At 30.2% G+C, this 13,870-nt stretch carries 10 protein-coding genes, 1 tRNA gene, 1 rRNA gene and 2 pseudogenes; all 14 read left to right on the forward strand.

Features of this window, described 5'->3' with window-relative positions; all coding sequences use genetic code 4:
- The first annotated feature begins 56 nt into the window (after positions 1-56).
- A 5S ribosomal RNA gene (gene rrf, locus MOSC01_RS0101320) occupies positions 57-162 on the forward strand.
- A gap of 97 nt (positions 163-259) precedes the next feature.
- Positions 260-1,114, forward strand: a complete 855-nt coding sequence (whiA, locus tag MOSC01_RS0101325) for a DNA-binding protein WhiA (protein WP_010321023.1) — start codon at positions 260-262, stop codon at positions 1,112-1,114.
- A complete protein-coding gene (locus tag MOSC01_RS0101330; protein ID WP_010321024.1) occupies positions 1,104-1,901 on the forward strand; it encodes an MAG0110 family membrane protein in 798 nt (265 codons plus the stop codon). The genes whiA and MOSC01_RS0101330 overlap by 11 nt, the downstream gene beginning before the upstream one ends.
- A gap of 44 nt (positions 1,902-1,945) precedes the next feature.
- Positions 1,946-2,503 (forward strand): inorganic diphosphatase, encoded by a 558-nt coding sequence (locus MOSC01_RS0101335; RefSeq protein ID WP_010321025.1) that lies wholly within the window; start codon positions 1,946-1,948, stop codon positions 2,501-2,503.
- Positions 2,504-2,602: 99 nt separating this feature from the next.
- On the forward strand, positions 2,603-3,949 hold the full coding sequence (locus MOSC01_RS0101340) for a BMP family ABC transporter substrate-binding protein (protein WP_010321026.1): 1,347 nt from the start codon (positions 2,603-2,605) through the stop codon (positions 3,947-3,949).
- Between the two features lie 81 nt (positions 3,950-4,030).
- Positions 4,031-5,557, forward strand: coding sequence for an ABC transporter ATP-binding protein (locus MOSC01_RS0101345; protein ID WP_010321027.1), 1,527 nt, complete (start codon positions 4,031-4,033; stop codon positions 5,555-5,557).
- Positions 5,550-7,268 carry an ABC transporter permease gene (locus tag MOSC01_RS0101350; protein ID WP_010321028.1) on the forward strand — a complete coding sequence of 573 codons (1,719 nt, stop codon included), beginning with the start codon at positions 5,550-5,552 and terminating at the stop codon, positions 7,266-7,268. Before MOSC01_RS0101345 ends, MOSC01_RS0101350 begins: the two co-directional genes overlap by 8 nt.
- Entirely contained in the window at positions 7,268-8,179 is a 912-nt protein-coding gene (locus MOSC01_RS0101355) for an ABC transporter permease (protein WP_010321029.1), read from the forward strand. The genes MOSC01_RS0101350 and MOSC01_RS0101355 overlap by 1 nt, the downstream gene beginning before the upstream one ends.
- Before the next feature lie 81 nt (positions 8,180-8,260).
- The gene (locus MOSC01_RS0101360; protein ID WP_010321030.1) at positions 8,261-8,815 is read left to right on the forward strand and encodes a thymidine kinase; all 555 of its coding nucleotides are present in this window, start codon (positions 8,261-8,263) and stop codon (positions 8,813-8,815) included.
- Positions 8,816-8,875: 60 nt separating this feature from the next.
- Positions 8,876-8,949, forward strand: a tRNA-Gly gene (locus tag MOSC01_RS0101365).
- A gap of 123 nt (positions 8,950-9,072) precedes the next feature.
- Positions 9,073-9,342, forward strand: a complete 270-nt coding sequence (locus MOSC01_RS0101370) for an HPr family phosphocarrier protein (RefSeq protein WP_010321031.1) — start codon at positions 9,073-9,075, stop codon at positions 9,340-9,342.
- 224 nt (positions 9,343-9,566) lie between these two features.
- A complete protein-coding gene (locus MOSC01_RS0101375; RefSeq protein WP_010321032.1) occupies positions 9,567-12,053 on the forward strand; it encodes a PTS transporter subunit IIABC in 2,487 nt (828 codons plus the stop codon).
- A gap of 1,456 nt (positions 12,054-13,509) precedes the next feature.
- Positions 13,510-13,563: pseudogene (locus MOSC01_RS04990) on the forward strand (hypothetical protein); the annotation flags it as partial.
- Positions 13,564-13,659: 96 nt separating this feature from the next.
- Positions 13,660-13,870, forward strand: a pseudogene (locus MOSC01_RS04840) (IS30 family transposase); the annotation flags it as partial.

The raw sequence follows: 13,870 nt of genomic DNA on the forward strand, positions 1-13,870 counted from the left end.
AAAAAAAAAAAAAATATTTTGCACAAAACTTTTTTTTGTGATATAATTATAAACATAACAGTAACAATAGCAAAAGGGATCACCTGAATCCATTCCGAACTCAGTAGTTAAGCCTTTTTACGCCGACGATACTAGAAATAGGAAAATAGGGAGTTACTGTTTTTTTATTTTCTTTAATAAATAAAAAAACAGTAAAAATATCAAAAAACAGACAAAAAACACGATAAAATGGTTAAAATAACCAAAAAAGAGTTAAATTATGACTTTCAGTCAACAAGCAAAACTTGAAATTTTAGCAAATCGACTAACTCGACCAAAATTTAATTCCTTAGTTAAAGGTTTAATTTTTTCATCATCACTAGATGATGATCCAAGCTTTTTTATATTAAGAATTAACAAAAATGAAATTAATTCTCGATTAATTGAAATTTTTCGAAAATTTCAATTAAATTTTTCAGAAACTAGAAAAAACAAAAATTGGATCTGTATTGAGAAAAAATTAATTAAAATTGATAAGACACCTGAAAATATCCAATATTTTTTTGCCGGACTCTTCATAGGAGGAGGTTCGATTTCACCGCTAGGGTCAAAATCTTACCACCTTGAAATTTCGTTTTTGGATAAATCAAAATGCGAAAAAGTTTTAAATATTTTGCGCCAAAATCAATTAGAATTCACTTTTAAGCAAATTTTTTACCAGAACCGCTTAAAAATTTACTTAAAAAAAGTTAACGAAATAATTTATTTTTTAATGGCTATCGGCGCACTTGAACAAGCTTCAAAACTAGAAATTTTAAGAATTGAACGTGATCATTATCTTAATGCTAACCGAATCACAAATTTTGACATAAAAAATGCCAAAAAGATAAGTGAATCATCGACAAACTTTATTAAAAAATGAAAATTAATTCAAAAAAACAATTTAACATCGGAATTTAGCGACCAAGAATTAATTTTTTTCGAGATCCGTCAAAAAAATCCTGAATTAAGTCTACAAGAAATTTGTAAAATTTTAAAAAAAGAGTATAATATTATTAGAACAAAAGCAGGCCTAAACTATTGGCTTGTTAAATCTAATAAAATTTTAGAAAAAGGAGTGAAAAATGCACAATAATATTTTTTTTGACCGCAAAGATTATCGTGCTTATAGCCGAGCGGACGAAGCTACAAAAAAATTAACAAATAAATTGTTGTCTTTTTCCATTATGTGATTAGGTATTGCAATTTTACTTGTTGGCTTAATTACTTTTGCAATTTTATCAATAGACTCATTATTTGCTATTTATTTAAGAATAGTTGCCGGTATTACATCAAGGTTTTCTGGACTTTTACTATTTTTTGTTTTACTTATTGTAGTAAATTTTGGGCTGTCATATTATATAAATAGATGAGCATTAGCCGATAACCCGCCAACAATCGTTCTTGTTTTGCTCTATTTTGTCTTTGTAATGGCTAATTCTTTCCTTATTCCGCTGATCTTCGCTACTCAAATAGCCTTAGGACAAGGTAACTATGTAATGATAGCAATTGGTGGCGCTGGTGGTATAATGGCCCTAATTGGAATTTTAGGTTATTTCCAAGTTATCAATTTTGGTAAATTACTACCTTTAATTTTGATTGGTATTTTTATTGAATTCATTCTTTTAATTGTTTCCTATTTTGTTTTTTCTTCATTTGTAGAAACCTTATACTCATTTGTCGCTATTACAGTTACATTAGGAATGATCGGATATGAGTTTTGAATTATCAGAAATCAATCATCTGTAATTTTAACCCATTACAATAGTGAAACAGAAATTAAACGTGTTTTTTTAAGATTGGGAATCGCAAATGCGCTTGGTTTATATATTTCTTTCCTTCGTTTAGTCATTCAAATATTAAGACTTTTGAACAGACGTTAAAATATATAATTTAGCTCTATTTTCAAATATTTTTTAAGGACTTTATGCAAAAAAAAGTAATTTTAGTTGACATTGAGATTGAGAAAGGGTCAAATATCAAATATGAAATTGATCCCAAAACTAAAAAATTAGTTGTTGATAGAATTCTTCGTGGCGATTTTGTTTATCCAGCTAACTATGGGAGCATTCCTGAGACACTAGATTGAGACGGGGATCCATTAGATGTTTTAGTTTATTCTAGCCAAAAATTTTTACCCGGATCACAACTAAATGCTAGAATTTTAGGTGCCCTTGAAATGATAGACGACGGCGAGATAGACACAAAATTAATTGCAGTTCATGATGATGACTATCGTTTAGATCATATTAATTCAATGGACGGTCTACCTCAGGAGTGATTAGATTCAATTCATTATTTTTTTAGCAATTATAAAAATTGAAAACGTCCCGGAATTACAAAAGTCTCAAAATTTATCTCTCTTGACGAGGCGATTAAAGAATTTGAAACATGCACTAAACTTTATGAAGATTTTCACCATTATTCAAAAGAAGATTTTCTTAAAACAATGCAAGAAAAATTCCCAGAAAAATATCAAAAATAATCAAAAAACATTTTTTTGTTAACATAGCAAAAAAATGTTTTTTTTTATGTTATAATAACAAAACAACAAAAAAACATTATTAAAATTTTAGAGGAGAATATGAAAACTAAGTGAAACAAGTTTTTAAAACTAGGTTTAGTTTTTCCAGTTTCTGTAATTGGAATTATTGCTAGTTGTGGCCACAATCATACAGATGGAGAAAAAGAAAAAACTCCTGGTTCACCAACAACTCCTGGTTCAGGCCAAACACAAAACATTACTGATGTTTCCAAAATTTCTAATTTAGTTTCATCCCGTAAAGATGAAATAAGTGCAGCAAAATCAGATCCTTCCAAACATTTTGCAATGAATATCGCAATTGTAACAGCTGATGGAACTGTTACTGACAAATCTTTTAATCAGTCAAGTTGAGAAGCGATTCAACAAATGGCTGCAATAACAGGTGCAGAAATTACCGCGGTTGATAGTAGTACTGACACTTTATCACAAAAATATAATTCCTTAATTAACACAAATAAAAATATTTGAGTTCTTTCTGGATTTCAACACACTGAAGCTCTACAAACTTGACTTGCTGTTCCAGAAAATAAACAATCATTTACTAGTAAAAAAATCATTGTTATCGGAATTGACTTATCTGGTTTGGATGATGTAATTCCACAAGGTCAATACATCCGTTTAAATTATAAAACTGAAGAAGCAGGATATCTTGCAGGTTATGCAAATGCAGCGTTTTTAGCCGCTAAATATCCAAATGATGCAAACAAACGTTCTGCAATAACTGTAGGTGGTGGAGCTTTTGCCGCTGTTACTGACTTTATTGCTGGATATTTGACCGGAATTAAAGCATATAATGCCGCAAATCCTACCAAAAAAACTAAAATTACCGCTAATACAATCAAATTAGATACAAATTTTGCTGTCAATGCAACAAGCAAACAAACACTTGAAGGTTTAGCGGCAAATGGTTCTCCTTCAACATTGCTAGCAGTGGCTGGGCCACTAACAGGAATTTTTGCAGATATTGCCGCAGGAGATCATGACCGTTTTTTAATAGGTGTTGATACTGATCAGTCACTTGTTTATACAAATGCGCGAAGAAGATTTTTCACATCAATTTTGAAAAATTTAGGATATTCACTTTTTTCAGTTCTTGCCGATCTATATACTAAAAAATCAAGTTCAAAATATTTAGGCGGATTTGTTCAATCTCAAAAAAATGCATTTGTAAAACTTGGATATAAGGATAAATTTGTGGACATTGCCGATTCAACCCTACCAGATTCAGATAAAACTTTAGCCGATAAAGCAATCGAAGATGCAAAAAAACATTTTGACCAAAAAACAGCAAACTCAACCGATATTCGTAAAACATTAGAAATTCCAGAAATGGACACTGATCAACAAGCTCGAATTAATAAGCTTGTTTCTGAAATTAATAAATAATTTCAGTGCTTTTTAAAGTCAAGAAAAAATCCAGGCTATTTTGTCTGGATTTTTTAATTTTTTTTGGTAATATTTAGTTAAATGCTAAGAGAAGAAAATGTAATTGAGTTTATCGGTGTTTCAAAAAAATTTGGTAACTTTTTTGCTAATAAAAATATTAGCTTTAAAGTTAAAAAAAACACAATCCATGCACTAATTGGCGAAAATGGTGCCGGAAAATCGACACTTATGTCCACTCTTTTTGGAATTTATACACCAGATGAGGGGCAGATAAAAGTAAACGGAAAACAATCATTTATCGACAACCCTAATCGCGCAAGTGACTTGGGAATAGGAATGGTTCACCAACATTTTAAACTAGTTGATGCTTATACTAATTTTGAAAACATTATTTTAGGTCAGGAATTTGCCCATCGTGGTGTTCTAAATCGACAATCTGCCCGTCAAAAAATAAAAAAAATACAAGAAATTTACAATATTGAATTTGATTTAGACCAAAAAACTGGCGATGCTTCTGTGGTTGTAAAACAGAAAATTGAAATTATAAAAATTTTATATCGAGACTCAGATATCTTAATTTTTGACGAGCCGACAGCAATTCTATCGCCTCAAGAAATTGATTCCTTTTTAGATATTTTAAGATTTTTTGTTAAAAATGGTAAAACAATAATTTTTATATCACATAAATTATCTGAAGTTAAACAAGTTGCAAATTCTGCGACCGTTTTACGTCATGGCGAAGTAGTTGCTAACTTTGATAGTCTCGAAAACATCAGTATTTCCGAGATGACTTCGGCAATGGTTGGTAAAAAAGTTGTTAGCTCAAAAAATTTACTTAAAAAAGATTTCACACAAGTGGGATTAAAAGTTGAAAATCTTAGCGCTTCTTTTGATAAAAAAATCGAAAATTTAAACTTTGAAATTCACAAAGGCGAAATTTTTGCAATTGCAGGTATCGAAGGTAACGGTCAACTCGAAGTCGAACTTGCAATTTCAGGACTAATTCATTCAACAGGTAAAATTTTGGTTTATAACCAAAATAACGAACCTATAAACTTAGAAAATTCAAGTGTTTCTTCTCGTTTTGGTCTAATCTCTTATGTTCCTAGCGATCGCCATAAATACGGAATAGTTTTAGATTTGCCAAATTTAGATAATTCAATAATAAGAAACATGAGAAATCAAAAATATGTTTCAAAAAAATATATAAAAACTCAAAAAGTTCAAGAATTATATGCTAAAATTGTTGAACTTTTTGATGTAAGAGGTGATAAAACTGGCCAAAAAAATTCCCGACTTTTATCTGGAGGTAACCAACAAAAATTTGTTCTAGGCCGAGAAATTTTAACTGATCACGAAGTACTTTTAATAGTTCAGCCAACTCGCGGACTTGATATAGGGGCAATAAATTTAGTTCATCAAAAAATTCTTGAAGAAAAAAGCAAAAACAAAACAATTTTACTCATTTCATATGAACTTGACGAAGTTTTGGCACTAGCTGATACAATTTGCGTTATCAACAAAGGACAAATTTCTAAAAAATATTTTGCAAATGAAATTGATCGTTATAAAATAGGTAAACTAATGGCAGGTTTAAATCATGATTAAGAAAAAAAATAATTTTTCTATTTTTTCTAATTTTTTATGAAAAAAATTAGAAAAAAACAATTCTAAAAGTTTATCTGAAAAGATTTTATCTACTTTTTGAGCAATTTTCTTTGGAATTTTAGTTTCTTTTATTTTTATCTGATCATTTGGATACAATCCGCTTCAAGTTTATTATACTATTGTTTTTAAGATCGCTTTTGCTTGAAATGAAGTTAGAAATTTGCTACTAATTACGTCAATTTTCATTTTTGCTAGTATTGCAATTGCAATTCCTTTTAAATCAGGATTATTTAATATCGGTCTTCCAGCGCAAATGATGATCTCAGGGATAGTTTCCTTGATGATTGTTTTAAATTTAACATCAATTAATATTTATGCTCGGTTGCTGATAGCCGCACTTTTAGGTATTTTAGTAAGCGGAATTCTGGGTGCTCTAGTTGGTATTCTTAAATCTTATTTGAAAATAAATGAAGTTATTTCAACAATTTTATTAAATTGAATAATTTTTTCCATTGGTAAATTTTTCCTTACATCAACAAGTCTTGATATCGGATTTAAAACCACAACACTAACTTCACAAAGTATAAACGAGCTGTCATTTTTAACATCAATATTTTTAACCCGTAATTTTTCAATAATAATGTTATTTTTATCATTATTATTTGCATTTTTAATTTGGTTTGTTTTGCAAAAAACTTCAATTGGTCTTTCAATAAAAATTACTGGTCAAAATAAAGATGCTGCAAATTATGCCGGAATTAACAACAAAAAAACAACTATTGCAGTGATGACTTTTTCAGGAATTGTCGGCGGGATTGCCGGTTTTGCCTGGTATGTTTTTTATAGAAGATCCTTTACACTTCAGGCCGGAATGCCACGAGAAGGTTTTGATGCTATTTTATTAGCGCTTTTAGCTTTTAATTCACCTTTTGGAATAATTCCAATATCATTTTTTTACTCAGTTCTTCTAATTGGAACAAACGCACTTGAGGCTCATTCAATCGCTTTAAATCAACAAACAACACAAATTATTATTGGAATTATAGTGTATTTATCTGCTATATCCGTTATTTTCATTCATTTTAAACCTCTAAAATGAACGATGAATGTTTGATACTTATCTAGGACAGGCCGATTTTTCAGTGCTAAAAATGCAAAAAATGTAAATATAAAGCCACCAACTTCTGCCTACAGTAATTTAAGTTTATTGCTCATAAAAGCTGAAAAAAAGGAAAAAATTAGGAATTTGCAAACAGAAATTACTAAATTTGAAAATATTAAGGCAGAACTTTTAACTTTATTTTTAGACCAAAAAGTAAATATTTTTTGAATTTACATAAAAATTCAAAAAACAAACATTAAACTTTTTCTACTAAAAAGAGCATACTTAAAAATTAAGAATTATGACAACGTCGCAATTTGAAAGCAAAAAAAGAGTGAATTAAAAAACAAATCTGGACTAGATTTTGCGCTTAAGTCGAAAAATGTTGAGGAAAAATTAGCCTTTTTTGAGCAAATTAACCAAAAAAGGCGTAAATTGAATATCGAACTAAATGAGTTAGGTTATTTTGATGCTAAAAATAATTTTAACGCCTTTTGACAGCAACTTATTGAACATCACCTTCAGTTTCGTAGTCTCAAATCTGAAATCATTGAAAATTTTAAAGCAGACCAAAAAGCTAAAAAACCTTTAAAAACGGAGGAAAAATAATGACTTTAGAAACAATTATTCCAATTTTAGCGCTTTTCTTTGTTTTTTTCTCAATAATAACAACAGGGTCGATAGCCGGACTTTATAGTGAAAAAGCGGGGGTTGTAAACATTGCAATCAACGGAGTTATGATTATTGGGGCTACAGTTTATGGTCTTTTTTCAATTCTTTTTGATGTTTCAAACATGGCGATGCAATTAATTTTAATCCCACTTGCAGCGCTTTTTTCAGGATTATTTTCACTATTACATGGATTTTTAACAATAAAACTAAAAGGAAATCATATTATCTCAGGGGTAGCACTTAATATTTTGGCGCCAGCAATTGCATTTGCATTGCTTAAAATTTATGGAAACAGTAGTCGCTTTGAGTCTCCGGTAAATGAACTTGCCTTTGGTCCACATAGAACATTTCTAAACATTTTTTCACTAAAATTACTAATTGTAACAGCGCTAATTTTTGTAACTTGGTTTGTTTTTTCCAAAACAAAATTTGGTCTTAGATTTTCGGCTGTTGGTGAAAATCCACACGCAGTTGCTGCAGCCGGAATTAATGTCAATAGAATGAAATGACTAGGAGTTTTTCTTTCAGGTTTAATTGCAGGAACCGCTGGTGCTTTTTATTTCCAGTATCTAGGATCTTCATTTACAGGCGATGTTCAAGGGCTAGGATTTTTATCTTTAACAATTTTAATAATGGGCCGTTGAAAAATAATTTTAATTGTAATTTATAGCTTAATTTTTTCATTTTTATACACAATTTCAATTAGCTTAGCCGGGAATTTTGGTGACTTTTTAGCAATTATTGAAGCTGCACCATATTTAGTTACAATTTTAATTCTCGGTCTTACTTCCAGAAAAGATTTAGCACCAAAAGCACTCGGAATACCTTATGACAAATCTTTAAAATAAATAATAATTTATAATATAATTCTAACTCCTTATTAAAAAATAAAAAATAGCATTGATGAAAAAATATTTCAAGGTTTTATTATGTACAAAAAATTTTTCGAAGGTATTATTGAAGTTATTACCGGCCCAATGTTTTCAGGCAAATCTGATGAACTAATCAAAAGAATAAAAATTCTAACTTATGCAAATATTAAGATTTTAGTAATAAAGCCTTTAATTGACAACCGTTTTTCTGATTGTGAAATTGTTTCGCGCTCAGGTCTAAGAATTCCAACTTTTAGTGCTAAAACAACTCAAGAAATAAAAGATCTATTTGCAAAAGATAAATATGGGGCAATTGCAATTGACGAGATTCAATTTTTTTCCGAAGATATTATCCCCTTTTTGGATAAAATTGCAAACAAAGGAATTCGTGTGATTGTCAGCGGTCTTGACCAGGATTTTCGTCGTAAACCCTTTGGTGTTTTACCAAATTTAATGGCAATTGCCGAAAATGTCACTAAATTACAAGCAGTTTGTACAATTTGCAAACGCGCTGCAACAACATCGGCCCGTCTTGTTAAATCAGAAAAACAAAACTTAATTGGTGATAGCGCCGAATACGAGGCGCGTTGTCGTGCCTGCCATAACCTATAAAAAAAAAAAAAAAAATTTCTACTAATTCAAAATTTTGTGGTAAAATTATTTTTTGCTAGTGCAAGTGTAGTTTAATGGTAGAACTTCAGCCTTCCAAGCTGACTGTGAGGGTTCGATTCCCTTCACTTGCTCCATATCAGGTTGTCCAAATTTTCACAAAAAGCGCATTTGCGCTTTTTTTATTAACATTTTATACATTATTTTTTCAAAATAATGTATAATTTATAAAAGATTTAATTTCTTAAAAAAGGAACAAAATGGAAATAATTTCAGGAACAGTAATAGACAAACTTGGTTTTCATGCCCGCCCTGCTTCTAAAGTTGCAAAATTAGCAACAACATTCAAATCACAAATTAAAATCATATCTGGTGAAAAATCAGGTAATGCCAAATCAATCATGAATATAATGGCTCTTGGAATTAAAATGGGATCAAATTTTACCATTGAAGTTTCAGGTGAAGACGAAATTACTGCTGCAAAAGCGATCAAAGAATTAATTATTGCCGAAAAATTAATTCTTGAATAATTCAGCTAAACACTGCATAAATAAACCGACGTTTTGTCGGTTTATTTTATTTTTTTGACAGGTTTTGCTAAATTTTGACAAAAACTAAAAAAAAATATATTTTTCAATTATTTTCTAGCAAAACCTACAAAATAATGTAAAATTATGGTAATTAATTTGATTTTTTGCGTTATCAATTTATCAAATTAATTATTTTATATATACAAAAAAAAGAAAGGAGAAAAATGTCCATTTCACTTAAATCAATTTTCAGTGAAAAAACAAGAAAGAGCACCAACAACTCTGGTGCTGGGAAATTGCGTAAAATTTTGTCCAAATTATCTGGCGCTTTTATGCTTCCAATCTCAGTTATGTCCATTGCCGGTCTGCTCTTAGGAGTTGGTGCTGCGATTGCAAACAACGCCGAATCGCTTCATAACCTTAAACAATTTGGGCAATTTATCCAAGCCCTAGGTGATGCTGTTTTTGCCGGTTTACCGGTTTTATTTGCGATTGCCTTTGTTATTGCCTTTACTGATGAGTCCGGTGTGGCTGTTTTTGCAACATTAATCGGATATCTTGTTTTCTCATCAGTCCAAACAGTCTTTATCACTGATGTTGATATTCCTGATCCTGCCGATGCTAAAAAAAGCATTGGTAAAGGGGTTTCTATTTTATTCTCTGGTGCAGGGCGTGATCCAGCCGGATTAACAAGGCTTGTTGGTGGTGCTCTCGGATTCAGGGCGCTTCAAACCTCAGTTTTTGGCGGAATAGCTGTTGGACTTGTTGTTCAATATCTATATAATCGCTTTCATACAATTCAATTACCACAAATGATTTCATTTTATGGTGGTAAAAGATTTGTTGCATTAATTACAATTCCAGTAATGGGGCTTTTAGCTTTTGTTTTCTTAATTTTCTGACCATGAATAGGAATTGGGCTTAACCTCTTTGGTGCTTCACTTGCAAAAGTTCCTTATGGATTTGAGTCATTTATTTTTGGTTACATCGAAAGATCTCTAATTCCTTTTGGTCTGCACCATGTTTTCTACGCGCCACTTTGATTTTCACCAGCCGGAGGAGACGCAGGTGCAACTATCACTGATTGAGCTCTTGGTGAAGGAATTAAAGTTCTTTCAGAAGAAATCATGAAAGATGATGGTAAAAAAGAAACAATTTACAAAATAATTACTGAAGCACAAACAATTCCTGGTGACTCACTTAAGGTAATTTTAGAAGACATTGCTAAAAATAAAGATAAATTTGTTGGTGACTCAACAGGTTCAATTTATTTATTAAAATTTGCTAACACAATTGATTACACCAAAGACGGCAAAGCATTTTCAATCCCATTATTTACCTTTTTAGAAAACCATGGTTTCAAAGTTGGTAGATTTGCTGACGGTAAATTCTCAGGAATGATGTTCGGTCTTCCAGCAGCAGCAGCGGCCATGATTATGGCAGCGCCAAAAGAAAATCGCAAAGTTACTGCAGGAACTGTTGTTCCAGCAGCAGGAACTTCATTTGTAACTGGTGTTACAGAACCGATTGAATTTACATTTCTATTCTTATCTCCACTACTTTTCTGAGGATTCCACGCATTTATGATGGCCCTTTCCTTCATGTTTGCAAATTTAGCTGGAGTTCACATTCCAATGGTATTCTCAGGTGGAGTTCTTGACCTTTTAATTTATGGAGCCGTTCCTGTCCAAAAAGGTACTAATTTCTGGTGAGTTTTAGTAGTAGGACTTGCTTATGTACCAATTTACTACTTTGTTTTCCTTTTTGTTATCAAATGGAAAAACCTTGAAACTCCTGGAAGAGGAACAAACACCAAATTATTTACAAAATCTGATTATTTAGCACGTAAAGATAGTTCAAAATCTGCCTCATCAGTTGACCCACAAGTTCTTGCAATCGTTGATGGATATGGTGGAATTGATAATATTACCAATTTTAATAACTGTGCATCACGTCTTCGTTATGACATTAAAGACTTATCACTTGTTGACGAACAAAAATTAAAAGCTGCCGGCGTTGTTGCTATAAAAGTTGAAGGACAACATCATGTTCAGGCAATTTTAGGGCCAATCGCTGAGCAAATGAATGCAAAAATTAATTCCCAACGTGATTTAATTAAAGCTATGTCTCAAGACGAAATTGACGCAATTTTGAAAAACAAACCAGCTAAACCTATGCCAGAAAAAGTTGAAATGACTAAGTGTGAAAACAAAACTTGCCATTTACCAGAAGAAATTTATTCTCCAGCAACAGGTGAATTAATTGAATTAGCACAAGTAAAAGACGGCGTTTTTTCTGAAGAAAAATTAGGAAAAGGTTTTGCAATTCGTGTTGGAAACACCGGTAAAAAAGATATTTTTTCACCAATTAATGGTCAAATTAAAATGGTTTTTGCTACCAAACACGCAATTGGATTTGCTTCTAAAGATAATAAAACCCAAGTTTTAATTCACATCGGAATTGATACTGTCGAACTTCAAGGTAAAGGTATTGAGGTTTTTGTTGAAGCTGGCCAAGATATTAGTGTTGGAGATAAAGTTGCTAGCGTTGATCTTGATTATTTAACTCAATCAGAAATAAAAAACACCGATATTATCGTTGTTATTCTTCACGAGTCAGATAAAAAAGAATTCGAATTTAAAGTTCCTTTACAAAACATTGATCAACTTCCAATGCTAGTTGGTCAATCATTACCAGTCAAAAAACAATAAAATTGGTCTCTAAATTTTAGAATATTTTTGTAAGAAAACCGCGATTACCTCGCGGTTTTTATTTTAAATTAATTTTGTTTGGCTAAAATATGCTAATAATTTTTAATACTAAATTTATTAAGTTCCTTTTGTAAAAATTTATAACTTCTTTTGTTAAAGTCTGAGCAAATAACTGAGTTTGCCAGTTTGATGGCAAAATTTTTAGTGAATATAAAAACGCAAAAATACCCGCAAATCCGGGTTTTTTGGCGCTAAACCTTAATTTTTATTATTTTAAAATTAAGCCTTTGTAAAAAAAAAAAAAAAAAATGTTTGGTCTAACAAAAAATTAAGTTATAATTATAACCACTTAAGAATAATTAATAAATTTTGATATTGAATTAAGGGGGAATTGGTTATGTTTTTGCCATAAAAAATCAGAAAATGCGAATTTTCCATTATATTTTTAAATATGATGGCATGCCTTAAATTTAACCGTTTAGAAATCTATAAATTTAGGGCTTTTGGTTATTGTTCTTTCAAAACTTCATATATTTTTTTAGGCTCAATTTAAATAAAAATGAGTTTTCTTTTTACATTGAGTTTAAATAGTAGTTGTATTTTTTATGATTTTGTTATTTTATCCATAGATTAATTTTTGCTACTGTTTCAAACTAAAAAAACAGTTTAAAAATTTCATAATTTAGCTTTTTAAGTTAAAAATTTAGCTTTTTTAGTTTGCTTTATTTGATTAATAAGTGATTTTGCATTCGCGAGTGTTTAGTTTTAAAATTCAGTGTTTTTGCCTTGATAGTTATTTTTCTTGAGTTTCCAGTTTGGTGGTGTTCCTATTGACCCGAATATTTGAAATAGGTATGATTTTTACTTTTACTTCTTATTAAATCATTAATAAAAAAGGTAATTAACTTTTGCCAAAAAAGTTAAAAACGCACAAAACTAAAGCAAGACAAAAAAATTAATAATTTAATATTATTTTAATATCATAGCATATCGCTGTGGTGTCTTTCAATTTAAAATTAATTGAATTCTATAGTTGTTATATCAAAATATATAATCTGCAATTATTTTTTTCAGATCTTCTAAAGTTATTTTACTGTAGTCTAACTCGTTTAAGCATTCACTTTTTATAATTAAAATCAGTATTCAGCCTCCCTATTATCTAATGAATTTCCTACACGAGACAACAAAACAGTTCCTCCCATTTTATTTATTTTGTCAATATAGATTTTTGAAGTGTATTGAAATTAGTATTCTCCTTTTTGTTGCTTTGAAAATTTAAAAAAGCTAACACTTTGGGTGTTAGTCCCTAAATCGAAGATAAAAATGCAACGTATAGTATAATAATATTATACTTGCATTTTTTTATTTTTGGAGTATCTGGGAAAAAAGAAAATTTAAACATTTTAGTTTTGAAGATTTAGTAAAAATTGAGTTTTTATTGTAGCAGAACAAAAGTATTAGATTTATTGCTAGGCAACTTAATATTGCACCCTCAACTGTCTCAAGAGAAATTAAAAGAAATCTAAATGAATATGGAATTTATGAAGCTACTTTAGCAATAACAAAAAGACGAAAAAGATATTATCATAGGTATTATTTTAGATTTGTGGAACTAGGAAAATATGAGGAATTTAGCAAAATTTTTGCAGTAAAATATGACAAAAAAGTCCATGGAGTTAAGGCGACATATTTTTATATAGCAGAAAATTTCCCCGACATTGAAAAACCATCTTTAAAGACTGTTTTTAATTGAATCAAAACTAATAAATGGGTAATAGTTAGGAGTGACAGACTCAGAAAATATTACAAAAAAGGTG

This window comes from Mesomycoplasma ovipneumoniae SC01, assembly GCF_000218525.1.
In the GTDB taxonomy this organism is placed as follows: Bacteria; Bacillota_I; Bacilli_A; order Mycoplasmatales; family Metamycoplasmataceae; genus Mesomycoplasma; species Mesomycoplasma ovipneumoniae_A.